19 protein-coding genes are annotated in these 19,806 nt (G+C 57.5%); 12 read left to right on the forward strand and 7 right to left on the reverse strand.

What is annotated here, in order from left to right:
• The first annotated feature begins 259 nt into the window (after positions 1-259).
• The gene (locus VGC62_RS15715) at positions 260-931 is read left to right on the forward strand and encodes a DNA-3-methyladenine glycosylase (RefSeq protein ID WP_331188018.1); all 672 of its coding nucleotides are present in this window, start codon (positions 260-262) and stop codon (positions 929-931) included.
• 3 nt (positions 932-934) lie between these two features.
• Positions 935-2,251 carry a bifunctional DedA family/phosphatase PAP2 family protein gene (locus VGC62_RS15720; RefSeq protein ID WP_331187998.1) on the forward strand — a complete coding sequence of 439 codons (1,317 nt, stop codon included), beginning with the start codon at positions 935-937 and terminating at the stop codon, positions 2,249-2,251.
• Positions 2,252-2,347: 96 nt separating this feature from the next.
• Here the strand turns inward: VGC62_RS15720 and VGC62_RS15725 are convergent, their stop codons facing one another.
• Genes VGC62_RS15725 through VGC62_RS15735 form a run of 3 tightly spaced genes read right to left on the reverse strand, consistent with a single transcriptional unit; the run spans position 2,348 to position 4,025 of the window.
• Entirely contained in the window at positions 2,348-2,938 is a 591-nt protein-coding gene (locus tag VGC62_RS15725; protein ID WP_331187999.1) for an LON peptidase substrate-binding domain-containing protein, read from the reverse strand.
• An 11-nt stretch (positions 2,939-2,949) separates the two neighbouring features.
• A complete protein-coding gene (locus tag VGC62_RS15730) occupies positions 2,950-3,666 on the reverse strand; it encodes an LrgB family protein (protein ID WP_331188000.1) in 717 nt (238 codons plus the stop codon).
• Positions 3,663-4,025 (reverse strand): CidA/LrgA family protein, encoded by a 363-nt coding sequence (locus tag VGC62_RS15735; RefSeq protein ID WP_331188001.1) that lies wholly within the window; start codon positions 4,023-4,025, stop codon positions 3,663-3,665. Before VGC62_RS15735 ends, VGC62_RS15730 begins: the two co-directional genes overlap by 4 nt.
• 336 nt (positions 4,026-4,361) lie before the next feature.
• On the opposite strand from VGC62_RS15735, the gene VGC62_RS15740 reads away from it, so the two are divergent.
• The 3 genes from VGC62_RS15740 (at position 4,362) to VGC62_RS15750 (ending at position 7,447) form a co-directional block, all read left to right on the forward strand.
• Positions 4,362-4,817: a MaoC family dehydratase gene (locus VGC62_RS15740; RefSeq protein ID WP_331188002.1), complete on the forward strand. Its 456-nt coding sequence runs from the start codon at positions 4,362-4,364 to the stop codon at positions 4,815-4,817.
• 140 nt (positions 4,818-4,957) lie between these two features.
• Entirely contained in the window at positions 4,958-6,685 is a 1,728-nt protein-coding gene (locus tag VGC62_RS15745; protein WP_331188003.1) for a C13 family peptidase, read from the forward strand.
• 120 nt (positions 6,686-6,805) lie between these two features.
• Positions 6,806-7,447: an oxidoreductase gene (locus VGC62_RS15750; protein ID WP_331188004.1), complete on the forward strand. Its 642-nt coding sequence runs from the start codon at positions 6,806-6,808 to the stop codon at positions 7,445-7,447.
• 236 nt (positions 7,448-7,683) lie between these two features.
• Here the strand turns inward: VGC62_RS15750 and VGC62_RS15755 are convergent, their stop codons facing one another.
• The 4 genes from VGC62_RS15755 to VGC62_RS15770 form a co-directional block, all read right to left on the reverse strand.
• On the reverse strand, positions 7,684-7,974 hold the full coding sequence (locus VGC62_RS15755; RefSeq protein WP_331188005.1) for a YceK/YidQ family lipoprotein: 291 nt from the start codon (positions 7,972-7,974) through the stop codon (positions 7,684-7,686).
• Positions 7,967-8,596, reverse strand: a complete 630-nt coding sequence (ubiX, locus tag VGC62_RS15760) for a flavin prenyltransferase UbiX (protein ID WP_331188006.1) — start codon at positions 8,594-8,596, stop codon at positions 7,967-7,969. The genes VGC62_RS15755 and ubiX overlap by 8 nt, the downstream gene beginning before the upstream one ends.
• Positions 8,593-9,942 carry a UDP-N-acetylmuramate:L-alanyl-gamma-D-glutamyl-meso-diaminopimelate ligase gene (mpl, locus tag VGC62_RS15765; protein WP_331188007.1) on the reverse strand — a complete coding sequence of 450 codons (1,350 nt, stop codon included), beginning with the start codon at positions 9,940-9,942 and terminating at the stop codon, positions 8,593-8,595. The genes ubiX and mpl overlap by 4 nt, the downstream gene beginning before the upstream one ends.
• Before the next feature lie 176 nt (positions 9,943-10,118).
• Entirely contained in the window at positions 10,119-12,047 is a 1,929-nt protein-coding gene (locus VGC62_RS15770; RefSeq protein WP_331188008.1) for a sigma-54-dependent Fis family transcriptional regulator, read from the reverse strand.
• Positions 12,048-12,331: 284 nt separating this feature from the next.
• Between VGC62_RS15770 and VGC62_RS15775 the strand changes: the two genes are divergently transcribed.
• The 7 genes from VGC62_RS15775 to ppa all read left to right on the forward strand — a co-directional run bounded on the left by VGC62_RS15775 (position 12,332) and on the right by ppa (position 19,222).
• Complete coding sequence (locus VGC62_RS15775) at positions 12,332-13,852, forward strand: aldehyde dehydrogenase family protein (RefSeq protein WP_331188009.1); 1,521 nt, start codon at positions 12,332-12,334, stop codon at positions 13,850-13,852.
• Between the two features lie 275 nt (positions 13,853-14,127).
• The gene (locus VGC62_RS15780; RefSeq protein WP_331188010.1) at positions 14,128-15,522 is read left to right on the forward strand and encodes an ethanolamine ammonia-lyase subunit EutB; all 1,395 of its coding nucleotides are present in this window, start codon (positions 14,128-14,130) and stop codon (positions 15,520-15,522) included.
• 11 nt (positions 15,523-15,533) lie between these two features.
• Entirely contained in the window at positions 15,534-16,367 is an 834-nt protein-coding gene (gene eutC / locus VGC62_RS15785; RefSeq protein WP_331188019.1) for an ethanolamine ammonia-lyase subunit EutC, read from the forward strand.
• 112 nt (positions 16,368-16,479) lie between these two features.
• Complete coding sequence (locus VGC62_RS15790) at positions 16,480-16,938, forward strand: GNAT family N-acetyltransferase (RefSeq protein WP_331188011.1); 459 nt, start codon at positions 16,480-16,482, stop codon at positions 16,936-16,938.
• A 180-nt stretch (positions 16,939-17,118) separates the two neighbouring features.
• A complete protein-coding gene (locus tag VGC62_RS15795; RefSeq protein ID WP_331188012.1) occupies positions 17,119-17,766 on the forward strand; it encodes a DedA family protein in 648 nt (215 codons plus the stop codon).
• 3 nt (positions 17,767-17,769) lie between these two features.
• Entirely contained in the window at positions 17,770-18,588 is an 819-nt protein-coding gene (locus VGC62_RS15800) for a M90 family metallopeptidase (RefSeq protein WP_331188013.1), read from the forward strand.
• Between the two features lie 106 nt (positions 18,589-18,694).
• Positions 18,695-19,222, forward strand: coding sequence for an inorganic diphosphatase (ppa, locus tag VGC62_RS15805; RefSeq protein ID WP_331188014.1), 528 nt, complete (start codon positions 18,695-18,697; stop codon positions 19,220-19,222).
• Positions 19,223-19,806: the final 584 nt, after the last annotated feature.

Below are 19,806 nucleotides of genomic sequence, written 5' to 3' on the forward strand. Positions count from 1 at the left end.
GGCGTCCCCAGCGACAGCAGTGACAGGCGGATGGTCGATATAAGCTGTAAACATTGGATAAAACCACCGTAAAGCGCGCTGATATCCGCTTTAGGAGATCCCCCGTCGTCCAGACGCCGCAATGTCACGCAGCAAACATTGGATCTGTGAGCGCAAGCGTGCCCACGATTGAGGCCTTGCGCCGTTCAGCTCCAATTAAGGCCAATATTGTTATGATCGCCCGTCATTCGTCGATTACAGCCCACTTATGCTTGACCAACTGCCTACCGCCCTGCCCGACAGCTTCTTCCACCGCGACGCACAAACACTCGCCCGCGATCTGTTGGGCAAAGTCATCCGTCACAAGGTGGGCGAGCTTTGGTTGTCGGCACGCATCATCGAGACCGAAGCGTATTACTTCGACGAAAAAGGCAGCCACGCTTCACTCGGCTACACAGAAAAACGTAAAGCTTTGTTTCTGGATGGCGGCCACATCTATATGTACTACGCCCGAGGCGGCGACTCGCTGAACTTCAGCGCGCAGGGGCCGGGCAACGCCGTGCTGATCAAATCGGCTTACCCATGGGTCGATAGCTTTTCCAATGAAAACAGCCTCGCACAGATGCTGCTGAACAATCCCGACGCCAAGGGCGAGATTCGCACACCGGAATGCGTCTGCGCCGGACAGACACTGCTGTGCAAAGCGCTGGGCCTTAAGGTCCCGATGTGGGACGCCAAGCGTTTCGATCAAGCCCGATTGTTCGTCGAGGACGTGGGACAAACCCCGCTACGGATCATCCAAACCACGCGACTGGGCATTCCAGCAGGTCGCGACGAACACCTGATGTATCGCTTCGTCGACGCCATGTATGCGCGTTTCTGTACGCGGAACCCACTCAGGCGCGGACAGGTCGAAGGCCGCGACTACTTTTTCATCGAGCAAGGAAACTGACCCATGGGCTCATGGCTCGACAGCATCACCGCTTGGCTGACGGTCAATCCTGCATGGCTTAGTGCGGCAATTTTTTTGGTGGCATTCGTCGAATGCCTGGCCATTGTCGGCATCATCGTCCCCGGCACGGTAGCGCTGTTCGCCATTGCCACATTGGCTGGCAGCGGCATCCTGCCCCTGAACGAGGCGTTGCTGCTGGGGTTTCTCGGAGGACTGTTGGGTGATGCGGTGTCGTACATTCTCGGCAGGCGCTTTCACCAGAACATTCGCCGACTGCCCCTGCTGCGTCACCACCCGGAATGGATCGGCAGTGCGCAATCGTACTTTCAGCGTTACGGAATCGCCAGTTTGCTGGTAGGACGTTTCATTGGCCCGCTGCGGCCCATGTTGCCAATGGTTGCGGGCATGTTCGACATGCCGGTGGTGCGTTTCGTGGCAGTCAGCGTGATCGCGGCGGCCGGATGGTCGGTGGTCTACATTCTGCCGGGCTGGGCGGCTGGCGCGGCGATGCGCTTGCCATTACCCGAGGGCTTCTGGCCGCAAGCCGCAGTCGTTGGCGCCGGGCTCGCGCTGCTGTTAGGCGTTGCGGTACAGAGCAGCGTTCGCGGCAAGCGTTATGCCCCCAAACTCATCGCGCTGACGGCCTTCATTTTGCTGGTCGCGGTGTTTCTCGGCTGGCCCTACCTCGCGCACTTCGATCAGGGCCTCATCGCCCTGATCCAGGAACATCGCAGCGATGTAGCAGAAAACTTCGTGGTGCTGGTCACAGGGCTGGGAGACTTCAGGACGCAGTTCTGCGCCGCAGCGTTGTTGTTAATCGTGCTGGCGCTCACCCGGCAGTGGCGTCACGCGATCTTTGCCGGGGCGACGACTCTGGGAGCCGCGATCATCAACCAGAGCATGAAACACACCTTTGAACGTGCCCGTCCTGACGTGTTAGCTGAGCCGTTGACGACATTCAGCATGCCCAGCGGACATGCCTCTGCGTCGTTTGCGCTGTTCATGACCCTGGCGGTCTTGGCGGGACGTGGACAGCCAGCGCGACTGCGACTGACGTGGTTGCTGCTGGGCGGGATTCCGGCGGCGTCGATTGCAATGTCGCGGGTTTACCTCGGGGTGCATTGGCCGACTGACGTATTGGCCGGGATGCTGTTGGCATTTTTTGCCTGCGCCACGAGTCTTGCGTGCGTGCAGAACAAACAATCGCTGCCTGCGCTGCCAATCCGAGTGTGGTGGTTGCTATTACCATTGATGACGGCGCTGTTTGGAGGGTTCGCAGTGCATTCATTCGCGCAAGGGCTGATTCAGTATCAGTACTAGCCAGCAAGCGGGATCAGGCCTGTCCACGAAAAACTCCGTGGATTTATAGATCGAGTCAAAGCCTTCGGGCACGCCGCACGCCAATAAGGCGCAGCTTTACACCTGCATATCGCCCTGCATTTCATCCAGCAAGTCCTGAATTGCATCCAGCCGCTCTTCGGCGTCGTCGATTTCAAGCAATTCGATCTTGGCTTCTTCGGTGAACGGCAACAGATATGCCAGTTGATTGGCCAACGACTGCTGTCCGCTTGCGGTCAAGCCCATGTTTAACGCCGCGACCATCGGATGCTCAGCCAGTGCGGCCAGCAGCGCCACCAGATCGTCGTCCTCTTCCTGAAGCGGATTGTCGACCGGCTCTTGCAGCCACTGCACTTGAGCGACCAGCAATTGATCTTTTTGCGTCTCGCTGCTGAGTACGCGAAAACGCCGGCCACCGATTACGCGAATCCCCAGCAGGCCGTTGTCCTGTTGCTGGAAGTCGGTCACCCGCGCCTCGCAGCCGATCAGCGAAACACCTGCCGGCACCTCGCCAACTTCGCTGCCTTCGGTGATGCACACCACTCCGAAGCCTTCGCCTTGTTTCATGCAGCGACCAATCATGTCCAGATAGCGCGCCTCGAATATCTGCAGATCAAGGACACATCCAGGGAACAACACAGCGTTCAGTGCAAACAACGGCAGCGACATAGAAACCTTCCTCAAGCAACCAAAGACACCGCCAGTGGCAAAAACAGCGCCGTGGCAACACCCATCAAACTCATTGCCAGCGCCGCAAAGGCGCCACACTCCTCACCTTCCTGCAATGCAGCGGATGTGCCGACCGCGTGCGCCGTCAGGCCAAGCGCCATACCACGCGCTGCCGGGCTATGCACCCTGGCCAGGGTCAACAGACCGGGGCCGAAAATACCCCCAATCACCCCGGTAATCAAAACGAAAACCGCCGCCAGTGCCGCCACGCCGCCAATCTGCTCAGCCACCAGCATGGCAATCGGCGAAGTCACCGACTTGGGGGCCATGGTCATCAGGATCATGTGATCAGCGCCCAACGCCCACCCCAGAGCCACGCATAGACCTGTCGCCATCACCCCGCCAACCACCAGCGTAGTCAAGACCGGCCAGAACAACTGCCGAATGCGCCGCAGATTCAAATAAAGCGGCACGGCCAGCGCCACCGTGGCAGGGCCGAGCAGAATGCTGAGGATTTCCGTGCTCTTGCGGTACTCGACGTAATCAAGACCGCACAACACCAGTACGCAGATAACCACCAGCATCGACACCAGCACCGGCTGCAGAAACACCCAACGAGTCTTCTCGTAGCCTGCGAGCACCACTTGATAGGCGCCCAACGTAATCGCGATGCCGAACAGCGGATGATGAACGACCGACAGCCATGCGCCTTGCCAATCGAGACTCATGACGGCTCCCGGCGATGCGCCTGGCGATCAATCAGCCTCTGCATTAGCCAGCCGGCGAAGGTCAGCGAGACCATCAATGACAACACCAGCGAGCCGACAATCGCCCAAAAATCAGCCGCAATCTGGTTCGCATAGACCATGACGCCCACGGCAGGAGGCACCAGCAGCAGAGGCAGATAGCGCAGCAGGCTGCTGGCAGCCAGGCTGATGGGCTCGCTGACTTCGCCACGGGTCATGAAATACACCATCAGCAGCACCAGGCCGATGATCGGGCCGGGCAGCATCGACAGAAATAAATGATTGAGCGCGGTGCCGAGCAATTGGAACAGCACCAGCCAGGTCAGACCTCTGAGCAACATAAAAAACTCCAGCAATTTAGCGGCGCCATTATAAGCATGCTGTCTTGGCGGCTATGAATGGGTATTCGCCAGCGTGTGATTTCTTGACCAGCGGGCATTGCCGTGTTGATCTTCAGTTCCAGCAGCCCCCGCAGTCCTGAACACCACCGAGGACCTGGAGCAAACTTGTTCGCGAAGCGGCTTGCCTGAAACGCCGCTTGGTCCGCTTCGCCAACACGTTGTCTCCTTAAGAGGACAGCGGCAGCCTTGTTCACGAAGCAATAAAGAAGCCTATAGCTGCAGAACCACCAAAAAACAAAACCTGCACAATGAAACTGATTCACAAGGAGAGTAACGATGCCGTATGTACCTGTTGCAGCGCTCAAGAGTTATGAAGGCAAGGAACTGGGATGTTCCGAATGGCTGACCATCGATCAAGAGCGCATCAACCTGTTCGCTGAGGCGACGGGTGACTTTCAGTTCATTCATGTCGACCCGGTCAAAGCCGCACAAACACCGTTTGGCTCAACCATCGCGCATGGGCTTTTGTCGTTGTCGCTGATCCCGAAACTGATGGAGCCGCTGCTGGTATTGCCCGAAGGTCTGAAAATGGTGGTCAATTACGGGCTCGACAGCGTGCGTTTCATTCAGCCGGTCAACGTTGACTCGCGCGTTCGTCTAAAAGTCACGCTGACCGAAGTCACCGAGAAAAAACCCGGTCAATGGCTGCTCAAAGCCACGGCCACGCTGGAAATCGAAGGTCAAGACAAACCCGCATTTATCGCCCAACCGCTGTCGCTTTGCTTCGTATAACCGACCTGAAACACGAAGCAGTCATAACAGATTGTTTCGTGAGACTTCTCGGCTGCGGCATACTCGCTGCGGCTATCGGACCGCGACTCCTATAAAGTACGCGCTGATCACGCCGAAACATCTAATTTTCGGGATTTACCATGCGCGCGCTTGCTCCACTCGCCCTGATTTTATTGCTGACCGCCTGTGGCGACGGAGAACCCCTGTCGCCTCCGGACGCTCGTCTGCCCGACGGCGGGCGTTATCGCGGCGAGGTCGTGAATGGCCTGCTGCAAGGGCAAGGCCGGATCGACTATCCCAACGGCAGTTGGTACGCCGGTGAGTTCAAGAACGGCCAGTGGAGCGGCCAGGGTGAATGGCACGCCAGTAACGGCGACATCTATAAAGGCGGATTTCAAAACGGCCTGTTTGATGGGCAAGGCACACTGACGACTTCCAGCGGCGGCAGTTACGTCGGCGGCTACAAACTGGGGCGTCGTGAAGGTGAAGGCACGCTCAAAGAGCGCGGCATGACCTATCGCGGTGAGTTCAAGGCCGATCAGTATGACGGTCTCGGGCGCCTGGAACTGAGCGACGGCAGTGAGTATCAGGGCCAGTTCTCCAAGGGCAAGCCCAACGGCGAAGGCCAGCGCAGCGATGCCAGCGGCAACCAGTTCAGCGGCAAATTCGTACACGGTCAGCTTGAGGGCAACGGCACGTTCACCAGCGCCGACGGCGATCAGTATGTCGGCGGCTTTAGCGACAATCAGTTGAATGGTCGCGGACGCTACGAAAACAGCGATGGCGATGTGTGGATCGGCCAATTCAAGGACGGGGCGTTCACTGGCAAAGGCGAATTGGTCGGATCTGATGGCAGCCACTATCAAGGTCAGTTCAGCAACTGGCGATACGCTGGCGAAGGTCGCCTGACCCTGTCGGACGGCAGTATCTTTGTCGGTCACTTCGTCAACGACAACTACGAAGGCCAAGGCATTTTGATTTCGGCTGACGGCAGCGTGCAGAGCGGTATCTGGGCCAACGGCCAACGCATACGCGATGCACAGGGCAAACTGTTGCCCGATCCGCTCGAAACGGGTTTGCTCGCCCAGGGCACCCTACTCGACAAAGCCCTGGCCGCGGTTCCCGTTTCCACACCCGCGACCGAGTTGTACAGCCTGGTGGTCGGCGGTGACGGCAAGCAAAGCGTGTTCATGCGCGAGGCCGATTATGTCGGCAACCTGCTGAGCACACGTTTTGGTGCTTATGGGCAAATCAGCCTGGTCAACCATCGTGATCACATGAACGACCGCCCGCTGGCAACCCGGGAAACCATCAGCCGCGCGATCCAGACGCTGGCACAACGCAGCGGCCCGGAAGACTTGATCTTCATTTACCTGACCAGCCACGGCACTCACGACCACGAACTGGTGCTGGATCAACCACGCCTGGAATTGTCCGACCTGCCGGCCAATGAGCTGGCCGTCGCGCTGTTGCCATTGAAAAATCGCGACAAGGTGGTGGTGATTTCCGCGTGCTATTCCGGCGGCTTCATCCCAGCGATCAAAGATGAAAAAACCATGGTCATCACCGCGTCCCGAGAAGATCGGGTGTCGTTCGGCTGCTCCGAAGAGGCGGATTTTACCTACTTCGGTGAGGCCCTATTCGGCAAAGCGTTAGTCGAAACCGATGACTTGCAGCAGGCCTTCAACGAAGCCCGCCAACTGGTCGCCCAGCGTGAAATTGCCGAGAGCTTCGAAGCGTCCGAGCCGCAGATGTGGGCGCCGAAGGGTGTCGTCGCCCATTGGATGCAGCTTCGTAAAAACCAGGCCGAACGGGCGCTCAACGCAGTTTCAGCGCGCAAGGACGTGAAAGCCGCCAGTAATCGTTAGTACCGCACAAAACGCAGGATGCCCCTGGCGCATATTGCCGAGTGAATCATATTTCATGGTGACACCCGCGAGCAGTGAGTCCAGATCGCCTAAGCTGGATGTATCAAGGGGGAAATGACCATGTACTTGACGCCGCGACACATTCTGCTTGCCGGAGCCACTGGATTGACGGGCGAGCACTTACTCGACCGCCTACTCAACGAACCCACGGTCAGCCGCGTGCTGGCCCCTAGTCGTCGGCCTCTGGCCGAACATCCCCATCTGGAAAACCCTGTTGGCGAATTCAATTCACTGCTGCCCACATTGAAAGGCCAGGTTGATATCGCTTACTGCTGCCTGGGCACCACTATCAAACAGGCGGGCTCGCAGGAAGCCTTTCGCGCCATAGACAAGGACATGGTGGTCGCGTTCGGCGAACGTGCCCGCGAACTCGGCGCTCGGCATCTGCTGGTGATCAGCGCAGTCAATGCCGACCCTGAGTCGAGCATTTTCTATAGCCGCGTCAAAGGCGAAATGGAAGAAACGCTGAAGGCGCAGGACTGGCCACAACTGACCATCGCCCGCCCTTCGCTGCTGATAGGCGAGCGCGAGGATCAGCGCCTGGTCGAGCAACTCGCCGCCCCGTTGGCAAAACTGATTCCCGGCAAATACGGCGGCATTGAAGCGTTGTGCCTGGCCCGCGCATTGTGGCGGCTGGCGTTGGAAGAACAGGATGGCGTGCGGGTTGTGGAATCGGATGATTTAAGGCGGTTGGGGAAATAAAAGGGTTACGCTTTCTGTAGGCGCCAACGTGTTGGCGATGCCACATGCAGTGTGACTTCAAGACCGTCTCGCGAATAAATTCGCTACACAGAATCTGTCCCCTTATTTTGGAGACCGGGGACAGATTGATTTTCAAAAAGCGCGAAAATAAATCAGTCCCCTAGACACTAGACATAAGGGGACTGATTTATTTACAGCGTTTCACCGTCAACGAATCTGTCCCCTCAATATTGCTGCTACAACCCACCCGTCGCCTGAAACCCCACGCCTATGGCGGTCAGCAGCGACAGCGGCAGCAAAAGCGTATCGAGCAATGCACTCCCCGGCAGGTCCAGCGCGGGGTATTTAGGGGCCTCGGTGCCGAAACGGTCTTTCGCACAACACCCGCCATCCATTGCATACAAATCCAGGCGCGTGCCGGAATACACCACCGGCGCACCGGGCTGATTGGCATCCAGCGTACTGACCGTCGCGCAACCTGTAGTCAACAACAGGCCGAGGGTGATGAACACCAGTCGCTTATTCATCCGCGCCAAAATGATGCTCCCCCCAACGTGGCAGCATGTCCTGCGGGATGTTCAACAAATTGAGGATTCGCGCAACGACGAAATCGATCAGGTCATCAATCGTCTGAGGCTGGTTATAAAAGCCAGGAGAGGCCGGCAGAATCACCGCGCCGAGGTTCGATAGCTTGAGCATATTTTCCAAATGAATACTGGAAAATGGCGCCTCCCTGGGCACCAGAATCAACTGGCGACGCTCTTTGAGGGTCACGTCTGCCGCGCGCTCGATGAGGTTGTTGCAGGCGCCAGTGGCAATCGCCGACAGCGTCCCGGTAGAACACGGTACCACCACCATCGCACTCGGTGCGCCGGACCCGGAGGCTACCGGAGACATCCAGTCTTCCTTGCCGTACACCCGAATCTGCCCCTCTGCTGCGCCAGTGTATTCGGTGAGAAATGCCTGCATCATCTGTGGTTTTGGCGGCAGCAACACGTCGGTTTCGGTGGCCATCACCAGTTGCGCGGCCTTGGAAATCAGGAAATGCACTTCACGGTCTTCGCGCACCAGACAATCGAGCAAGCGAAGACCGTATAGCGCGCCGGATGCGCCGGTCATGGCCAGGGTGATGCGTTCCGGCCCGCTCATTTGAGCGCCTCGGCCAGTTTGCCGTGCAGGCCACCGAAGCCGCCGTTACTCATGATCACCACATGCGTACCGGGCTGAGCCTGGCTTTTCACTCGCTCAATAATGCCTTCCAGCGAATCGCAAACCACTGCCGGCACCGAACACTGCGCTGCGGTCGCCGCCAGATCCCAGCCCAGATTGGCCGGTGCATACCAGACCACTTGATCGGCCTGAGTCACGCTTTGCGGCAGACCGTCGCGATGCGCACCGAGCTTCATGGAGTTGGAGCGAGGTTCAATGATGGCAATGATCGGTGCATCGCCGACCTTCTTGCGTAGGCCGTCCAGCGTGGTGGCGATGGCTGTCGGGTGATGGGCGAAGTCGTCATAAATGATGATGCCGTGTACGTCCGCAACCTTTTCCATCCGCCGCTTAACGCTTTTGAACGCGCTCAAGGCCTCGATGCCCTGCTTTGGGACAACGCCAACGTGACGAGCCGCGGCGAGGGTTGCGAGGGCGTTGGCAACGTTGTGTTGGCCGGTCATGTCCCAATCAACAGTGCCTTGAGCGACGCCATCGAAGATCACTTCGAATGTCGAACCATCCTCACTGAGCAACTTCGCCTGCCACTGACCGCCCTGCCCGGTAGTTTGCACCGGCGTCCAGCAGCCCATCTGAATCACACGTTGCAAGGCGGGCTCGGTGGTCGGATGAATGATCAGGCCTTCACTCGGGATGGTGCGCACCAAATGATGGAATTGACGCTCGATGGCGGCTAGATCGGGAAAGATGTCGGCGTGATCAAACTCAAGATTATTGAGAATGGCAGTGCGCGGGCGGTAATGAACGAATTTCGAGCGTTTGTCGAAGAAGGCGCTGTCGTATTCATCGGCCTCGACCACGAAGAACGGCGTATCACCCAAACGCGCTGACACAGCGAAGTTCTGCGGCACGCCGCCGATCAAAAACCCTGGCGCCATGCCCGCGTGCTCCAGCACCCAGGCCAGCATGCTGCTGGTCGTGGTTTTGCCATGCGTACCGGCGACAGCCAGCACCCAACGACCTTGCAACACGTGATCTGCCAGCCATTGCGGGCCAGAGACATAAGGCAAGCCTTTGTTAAGGACGTACTCGACCGCAGGATTGCCACGCGACAGGGCATTGCCGATGACAATCAGATCGGGCGCTGGGTCGAGTTGCGCTGGGTCGTAGCCTTGGGTCAGTTCGATACCCTGAGCCTGCAATTGCGTGCTCATCGGCGGATAGACATTGGCATCGGAGCCGGTGACTTTGTGGCCCAGTTCTTTGGCGAGCACCGCCAGTGAGCCCATGAACGTGCCGCAGATACCGAGAATATGAATATGCATGGCCAACCTCTTAAAACCTTCGCGCAGGTTAGCGTAGAGGCGGTAAATGCGCACGAGGCAATTCAAATGAGCGCTCACCGTTGCATGAGATACCCATCGTCCCGATAACGAGCTGTTGCACGATAAATATCAACCTGCGCGAGCAAGCTCCCACAGATCATCTACCGCTTGATGAATCAGCGATTTGCTTCATGTCTCGATATCCCGTGCTTGCGCAGCTTTCTATATAAAGTGTTGCGACTCAACCCTAACTCCCGCGCAGCGTGGGTCATGTGCCAGCGCTGGGCCTCAAGCGTGGCGATCAGTGCGACACGCTCGGCATCCTCAAGCGGCGATTCACTGACCTGAACACCAGCCCCGGCAACAACCGGCTGTCGAATCGACACTGGCAGATCACCCATCCCAATCCGACCCTCGTCACACAACGCCGCCAACGTTCGCAGCACATTTCGCATCTGCCGCACGTTACCCGGCCAATTGAAGTCCAGCAGCGCCTGACGCGCCTGGCCATCAATCAATACCGCCTGCCCACCCGCCTCCTCTTCAAGCAGAAAATCCAGCAACTGCGATTTATCACTGCGCTCACGCAATGCCGGCAGTCCAATTTCCAGCCCGTTCAATCGGTAATAGAGGTCTTCGCGAAAGCTGCCGTCTTCCACACGGCCCTGCAAGTTCCGGTGCGTCGCGCTGATGATTCGTACATCCACCGCTTGCGGCTCGCCGCCTATCGGGACCACCAGACGATCTTCCAACACCCGGAGCAAGCGAGTCTGCAATGCCACCGGCATATCGCCGATTTCGTCCAGAAACAGCGTACCGCCATCGGCCTGTTGCAGCTTGCCGCGCATGCCTTCTTTGCGCGCGCCGGTAAAGCTGCCGCCTCGATAACCGAATAACTCGCTCTCGATCAGGCTTTCCGGGATTGCCGCGCAGTTCAGCGCCACGAACGGCTTACCCGCTCGCAGGCTGGCCTGGTGTACTGCTTTGGCGAATGCCTCTTTGCCGCTGCCGGTTTCGCCATTGATCAGCAACGGCACATCGCGCTCAAACACTCGCAATGCTCGTCGAAATTCAGTTTGCAGGGCAGGCGTACCCAGGCAAATACCTGTCAGGGGCGGCGCGATAACGGATGTGCCGAGCGAGGTTGCCTTCGTCTCGGATCGCGGATGCTCACGGACAACCCCACGCACGAGTGCGAAAAAACCTCGTCCGTCTCGGGTACGTAGTGGCCAACCGGCAACTGCATCGACACTGGCGCGGCTGATCAACTCATCCAACGAGCAATCGAAAAACGCCTCAACGGGCCGGCCAATTAAATCATCCCGACCAAGGCTCAAGAGGTTCAGAGCGCTTTGATTCAACGCTTTGATCCGTCCCTCACCGTCGAAAGCCAGCAACCCTTCACTGAACAACCCCACCGAGGAGGCCTGCAAATGAAAGCGCAGTAGCCACTGATCATCGAAATGGCGCAGAAAATAACTGCTTTCGATCATCTTCGCCGAGAGATTCACCAATGCCATGGTGTGGAACTGGCTTTGCCGAGAAACGTCGTGCCGAGCCGATGACACATCCAGCACCGCGAGCAAATTCCCATGCGGATCAAACACCGGGCTGGCCGAACAGGTAAGGCCGGTATGGCGCCCACGGAAATGTTCGTCACGGTGAATGGTCAGTGACTGACGCTCGACGAGGCAGGTTCCGATGCCATTGGTGCCCTCGCGCGCCTCACTCCAATCAGCACCGAGCCACAAGCCTGCACGCTCGAAGATCTTCCGCTCGCCAGGTTCAGTCACGCAATTGAGGATGACTCCACGCGCATCGGTCAACAGAACTGCGTGGCCGCCTGACAATTGCTGATGCAGGCTATTCATCTCGACGCTTGCGATTTTCAATACTTGCTGCAGCCGCTCGCGGCTTTCCAGGACGCGCGCGTGTTCAAGCACGGTGGGCGCCTCGGCTTGAGCGGGGTCCAGGTGATAGTCCTGTAGACAGCGCAACCAGGAGCGGGCAATGGAGGGGTCGCTGCCGGGGCCGTATCGATGGGGGCTGCCTTGAGCCACAGTGAGGACTTGTCGGGCATGTCGAGTCAGATGATTGCTTTGCACTTTTTATTGTTCTCCCAAGGAGTTGCCGCCCAGCATCCTCCTCGCCTCCTGGCATTGCAATGCTGCCGAAGGATGAAGCAGACGAGCTGTCCCGGATTCGATACAAAGTGTCACCCGACGCGTGCCAGCAGCGATACAGCGCTCTTGCCCAAGCCCCAAAAACCTCGGTAAAACCCCAGTATTCATTGCTCCGCGACGCAGTGGCCCGAGCTTTGCTCTACGCTTGTCTTAAGCGCAACTGCGCGTTATCCCCAGACAATCACAAGAGCAAGGAGATATTCACCATGCGTTACGCCCATCCCGGTACTGAAGGCGCCATCGTTACCTTCAAGGCCAAATACGGCAATTACATCGGTGGCGAGTTTGTTGCGCCTATCAAAGGTCAATACTTCGAAAACACCTCGCCCATCACCGGCAAACTGATCGCTCAATTCCCGCGCTCGACTGCCGAAGACGTCGAAAAAGCCCTCGATGCAGCCCACGCCGCCGCCGATGCCTGGGGTAAGACTTCGGTTCAGGAACGCTCGCTGACCCTGTTGAAAATCGCCGATCGCATCGAACAAAACCTCGAAGTGCTGGCGGTTACAGAAACCTGGGACAACGGCAAGGCCGTGCGCGAAACCCTCAACGCCGATATTCCGCTGGCAGTCGACCACTTCCGCTACTTCGCCGGTGTACTGCGCGCGCAGGAGGGCAGCGCTGCTGAAATCGACGGCAATACTGTGGCGTATCACATTCATGAGCCATTGGGCGTGGTAGGGCAGATCATTCCCTGGAACTTCCCGCTGCTGATGGCCGCCTGGAAACTCGCGCCAGCCCTGGCTGCCGGTAACTGCATCGTGCTCAAACCCGCCGAGCAAACCCCGCTGGGCATTACCGTACTGATGGAGCTGATTGGTGATCTGCTGCCAAAAGGCGTACTGAACGTCGTGCAAGGTTTTGGCCGCGAAGCGGGCGAAGCGCTGGCCAGCAGCAAGCGCATCGCAAAAATCGCTTTCACCGGATCGACTCCGGTGGGCTCGCACATCATGAAACTGGCGGCCGACAGCATCATTCCGTCCACCGTAGAGCTGGGCGGCAAATCGCCGAACATCTTCTTCGAAGACATCATGAATGCTGAGCCCGAGTTCATCGACAAGGCCGCTGAAGGCGTGGTGCTGGCGTTCTTCAACCAGGGTGAGGTCTGCACCTGCCCTTCGCGCTGCCTGGTTCAGGAATCGATCTACCCGCAGTTCATCGAAGTGGTGCTGCAAAAGGTCCTGAAGATCAAGCGTGGCGACCCGTTGGACACTGACACCATGGTCGGCGCTCAGGCGTCTCAGCAACAGTTCGACAAGATTCTGTCCTACCTCGATATCGCTCAAGGTGAAGGCGCTGAACTGCTGAGCGGCGGGAAAGTGGAGAAGCTCGACGGCGATTTGTCGACCGGCTACTACATCCAGCCGACGCTGCTCAAAGGCAACAACAAGATGCGCGTGTTCCAGGAAGAAATTTTCGGTCCAGTGGTCAGCGTCACGACCTTCAAGGACGAAGCTGAAGCCCTGGCCATCGCCAATGACACCGAGTTCGGCCTGGGTGCTGGCCTGTGGACTCGCGACATCAACCGCGCTTACCGCGTGGGTCGCGCGATCAAGGCCGGTCGCGTGTGGACCAACTGCTACCACCTGTATCCAGCGCATGCGGCGTTTGGTGGCTACAAGAAATCCGGTGTTGGCCGCGAAACCCACAAGATCGCGCTTGAGCATTATCAGCAGACCAAAAACCTGCTGGTGAGCTATGACATTAATCCGTTGGGCTTCTTCTAAAACGGATTGATTAAGTGATCGCCAATGGCCTCTTCGGAGGCCATTGTTGTTTATGACGCCGTTGCAAGCCTTGCACCGACGGGGTCTGCAGTGCGCCAAAATGGAACGGTACACCGTAAAAAACGCGCTTTGAAAACCAGATCATCCCCGCAATTGGCACTCTGCATCACGATGGAGTATTAATTGCTTGCATCGCTCTCTACCGTCGGCCGCCCCTGGCATTGCCGAGAGACCACGCCCGGAGCACTCGCCTTCGGCCGTCATGGAGAATCTGTATGGCAAGCTTTTCTCATTGCGTCGGCGCACAGACCTATCGCTTCGACAGCCTCAAAGACCTCATGGCCAAGGCCAGCCCTGCGCGGTCCGGGGATTTTCTCGCGGGTATTGCAGCGACCAATGACGCTGAGCGCGTGGCGGCGCAAATGGCGCTGGCTAATGTCCCGCTCAAGCACTTTCTCCAAGAAGCCTTGATCCCCTACGAAAGCGATGAAGTCACCCGACTGATCATCGACACCCACGACACGCTTGCCTTTGACTCCGTCAGCCACCTCACCGTGGGCGGTTTTCGCGACTGGCTGCTCAGCGACCATGCCGACGAAACCAGCCTGCGCGCACTCGCTCCAGGCTTAACCCCGGAAATGGCCGCCGCCGTTTCCAAGATCATGCGCGTGCAGGACTTGGTACTGGTGGCGCAAAAAATCCGGGTGGTCACCCGATTTCGTGGCACCGTGGGCCTGCGCGGTCGCCTGTCAACACGCCTGCAACCCAACCACCCCACCGACGACCCTTCGGGCATTGCCGCGAGCATTCTCGACGGGCTTTTGTATGGCAACGGTGACGCCATGATTGGCATCAATCCGGCCACCGACAGCACTTCATCCATCGTTGCGCTGCTGGAAATGCTCAACGCGATCATCCAGCGCTACGAGATACCAACTCAGGCCTGTGTGCTGACCCACGTCACCACCTCCATTGACGTGATCAACCGTGGTGTGCCGGTGGACTTGGTGTTTCAGTCGATCACCGGAACAGAGGCAGCCAACACCAGCTTTGGGATCAATCTGAATGTGCTGCAGGAAGGTTACGAAGCGGGTTTGAGCCTGAATCGCGGCACGCTGGGGCAGAATCTGATGTATTTCGAGACAGGCCAAGGCAGCGCGCTGTCTGCAAACGCCCATCACGATGTCGATCAACAAACCTGCGAGACCCGGGCCTACGCCGTGGCGCGTCATTTCAACCCGTTTTTGGTGAATACAGTGGTCGGTTTCATCGGGCCTGAGTACTTGTACAACGGCAAACAAATCATCCGCGCCGGGCTGGAGGATCATTTCTGCGGCAAATTACTGGGCGTGCCAATGGGTTGCGATATCTGCTATACCAACCACGCCGAAGCCGACCAGGACGACATGGACACGCTACTGACGCTGCTGGGCGTCGCCGGAATCAACTTCATCATGGGCATCCCAGGCTCCGACGACATCATGCTCAACTACCAGACCACTTCGTTCCATGACGCACTGTATGCCAGGCAGACCCTTGGCCTGCGTCCGGCGCCCGAGTACGAAGCGTGGCTGGAAAAAATGGGCATACTCACCCAGTCCGATGGCCGTATACGTTTCGGTGACGCTTTACCACCGGCCTTCCGTCAAGCGCTGACACACCTGGCATGAGTAACGACCGCATGGATGACACCAGCACGCCCGGCCCAACCTCCGAAAACCCTTGGCTGGACCTTCGACGCCTGACCCCGGCGCGCATCGCCCTTGGCCGCACCGGCACCAGCCTGCCCACCTCCGCGCAACTGGATTTCCAGGCCGCGCACGCACAGGCGCGCGATGCCGTGCATTTGCCGTTCGATCATGCTGCCATCAGCGCCCAACTTGCAGCAAAAGGTCGCGATACCTTGTTGCTGCACAGCGCAGCGGCCGACCGTAATGCTTACCTGCAACGCCCAGACCTGGGGCGCAAGCTAGACGAGGAGTCTGTCCAAAAACTGACCGATTACACGAAGGCCCATCCGGGTGGTGTCGACCTGGCAGTGGTGGTGGCCGACGGTTTATCGTCGCTGGCAGTGCATCGACACACGCTGCCATTTCTCGAACGCATGGAGGACCAGGCCAGCGCAGAAGGCTGGTCGCTGTCACCCATCATTCTGGTAGAACAGGGCCGCGTCGCCGTCGCCGACGAAATCGGTCAGCGGCTTGGCGCAAAAATGGTGGTGATCCTGATCGGCGAACGGCCGGGTCTCAGTTCGCCCGATAGCCTGGGGTTGTATTTTACCTACGCACCGAAAGTCGGTCTGACCGATGCCAGCCGCAACTGTATTTCCAACGTGCGACTGGAAGGCTTGAGCTATGGCATGGCAACACATCGACTTCTGTACCTGATGCGCGAAGCCTGCCGCCGGCAGTTGTCAGGTGTAAACCTCAAGGATGAAGCCGAGCTTCAGACACTAGGATCAGACGCGCCGGTCAATACTCAGGGAAACTTCCTACTCGCCGGCCCGAAAGACTGATAGCGCATTGGATTGCCCTTTCTAAAAGGCTTAGGCAAAGTCGAATCTGCCTGCGCCAGCACCATGCGCCCCAATTAATGCTTTTTCAAAAAAATGAATTTGAGGCCAAACCATGCGGATCATTCAAGCCACCCTTGAGCACCTGGACCTCCTGACTCCGCTGTTCGTGAAATACCGTGAGTTCTATGGCGAGTTGCCGTTCCCTGACTCATCGCGCGCGTTCCTGGAAAAACGCCTACGCCGTGACGAATCAGTTATTTATCTGGCGTTGCACGATGACGACGACAGCAAGCTGTTGGGCTTTTGTCAGCTTTATCCAAGCTTCTCTTCGCTGTCGCTCAAGCGCGTGTGGATTCTCAACGACATCTACGTCGCCGAAGACGCTCGCAGGCAATTGGTCGCCGATCATCTGATCCAGAAGGCCAAGAAGATGGCTAAGCAATCTCATGCCGTGCGCATGCGGGTTTCCACCAGCAGCAACAACGAAGTGGCGCAGAAAGTTTACGAATCCATCGGATTTCGGGAGGACACGCAGTTCAAGAACTACGTATTGCCGATTGGAGATGCCTGACAGGCGCTCCGTTGGCGCAAGCTTGCTGACCAAGAAAGCCCACCGCCACCCTTAAATATTTCAAAACTAACAACACGACAGCCGCATTGCGGCTCTTGCCCCTATAATGCCGCCCGCACACACCTTTAAATTTCGACCAGCACATGACCCCGATTGGGTCTCACCACCCAGGTGCCGTACATGGATTTCAACCCGCTCGACCTCATTCTCCACCTCGATGTTTACCTCGATCTGCTGGTTACCCATTACGGGACCTGGGTCTATGCCATCCTCTTTCTGGTGATCTTCTGCGAGACAGGCCTGGTGGTAACGCCTTTCCTGCCAGGGGATTCGCTGTTGTTTATAGCAGGCGCGGTAGCGGCAGGCGGTGGCATGGACCCGGTTCTGTTGGCCGGTTTGTTGATGGCTGCGGCTATTCTGGGCGACAGCACCAATTACGTCATCGGTCGCACCGTCGGAGACAAGCTGTTCAGCAACCCGAACTCGAAAATCTTTCGCCGCGACTACCTGATCCGCACCCATGAATTCTATGCTCGCCATGGTGGCAAAACCGTCACTATGGCGCGCTTCCTGCCGATCATCCGTACGTTCGCTCCGTTCGTAGCTGGCGTGGGCAAGATGCACTACCCACGTTTCCTCGGTTTCAGCGTGCTGGGTTCAGTCTTGTGGGTCGGCAGCCTGGTGGCGCTGGGCTACTTCTTCGGCAATATCCCGTTCATCAAGAAAAACCTCACCTTGCTTGTGCTGGCAATCATCCTGATTTCGTTGTTGCCTATGATCATCGGCGTGGTGCGCAGCCGCACGAGCCGTTCAGTCGACGCCCGCTAAAGCATGTGGTCGCTCGACCGCTGGCTTAAACGCCGGACACTCGCACACCACCCAGTGCCCCCCGAGCTCTGGAGCCGTGTGCGCAAGCGCCTGCCGATTCTCGACGGTCTGAGCGCCGAAGAGGATCGTTACCTACTCGACAGCTGTGTACTGTTCCTACAAGCCAAAACCCTGACCGCACTGGAAGGCGTCGACCTGGATGACGAGTCGCGTCTGTTCCTCGCAGCACAGGCGCAACTGCCGCTGCTAGCCTTGGGCGACCTGAACTGGTACCAAGGCTTCCACGAAATCGTCCTGTACCCCCACGACTTCATCAGCCCGCAAAAGCATCGCGATGCCAGTGGTATCGAACACGAATGGAACGGCGAGCATAGCGGCGAAGCCTGGACACAAGGCCCAGTGATTCTTGCGTGGTCCGGTGTACTGATGAGTGGTGGCTGGGGGGCCTATAACCTGGTCATCCACGAATTGGCGCACAAGCTGGACATGCTAAATGGCGACGCCAACGGCCTGCCGCCACTGCACAGAGGCATGAATGTCAGCGAATGGGCCCACACCATGCAAAGCGCCTTTGACGCCCTCAACCATCAACTGGATATCCATCCACACGCCCACACAGCCATCGACCCCTACGCTGCCGAAAACCCAGGCGAGTTTTTCGCCGTCACCAGCGAGTACTTCTTCAGCGCCCCGGATTTGCTGGCGAATGCCTATCCCGCGGTCTACCAGCAACTGAAAGCCTTCTATCGTCAGGATACACTCGCCCGACTGACGGCACTTGAGCAGCAAAACCCGGCCTATAAGGCTCATACAAAGGTCTAGGCTCTATTGGCGTACATGGCAACCGCTGCCGAATATGCCTATAATCCGGCCCACTTTTTGGCGTTCGCGCCAGATTCTGACTGGTCAACAAAGGGGGCACTGCCCAATGAGCTACAGCAAGATTCCAGCCGGCAAAGACCTGCCGAATGACATCTACGTCGCAATCGAAATCCCGGCCAACCATGCCCCGATCAAATACGAAATCGACAAAGACAGCGACTGCCTGTTCGTTGACCGCTTCATGGCCACCCCGATGTTCTACCCGGCCAACTACGGTTTCATTCCCAATACCCTGGCTGACGACGGCGATCCGCTCGACGTACTGGTTGTGACCCCATACCCCGTTACCCCTGGTTCGGTGATTCGCGCTCGTCCAGTCGGCATCCTGCACATGACCGACGACGGTGGCGGCGATGCCAAAGTCATCGCTGTCCCGCACGACAAGCTGTCGCAGCTATACGTAGACGTGAAGGAATACACCGACCTGCCACCATTGCTGCTGGAGCAGATCAAGCACTTCTTCGAGAACTACAAGGACCTCGAAAAAGGCAAATGGGTGAAGATCGAAGGCTGGGGCAACGCAGATGCCGCCCGCGCCGAAATCCTCAAATCGGTTGCCGCCTACAAAGGCTGATCCCGATTTGCAGCCAGCAAAGCACCCGGTCCCTGGGTGCTTTGCTGGTTCTAATGTTGGCGAACCCCCTTGATCCGAACTCAAATCCCCACGCTCGCCTTGCCCCGCCAGTGGGAAAGGATCTATTGGCGATCAGTTGCAGTACAACCGTAAATTCCCCCCCATCACCCAACATGTGCTTGTTTCACACTCATATCCCTTCTATTTGTTAAAAAAATATCCGTTTAAATGTTTAAAAAAAATCGGCAAACAAACAAAATGTTTAACGAAAACACTACCCTGTCATTTCTAACAACCGATAAATTAATGGTAGCCAAAACCACGTTAATAAAAAAGCTATATATCAATAATCCCCCACCTGGCTCATCGTAAGCTCACAAGACTCAAACACCCCATCACCGTTGACCAATACAGCAACAACCAAGGAATTTTCCCACAGCTCCAACTTGTAACCGCGATCCCATCACTCACTCATATTTTCGACATTCATCTCATTTGAACACTTCGTTCATGTAAACGAACTTGAAGTCGCCGTAAACTTCATCCCATGAATACATCAGGTGATCGACTACGCGTGCTATTGC

It is taken from the genome of Pseudomonas sp. (genome assembly GCF_036404235.1).
In the GTDB taxonomy this organism is placed as follows: Bacteria; Pseudomonadota; Gammaproteobacteria; order Pseudomonadales; family Pseudomonadaceae; genus Aquipseudomonas.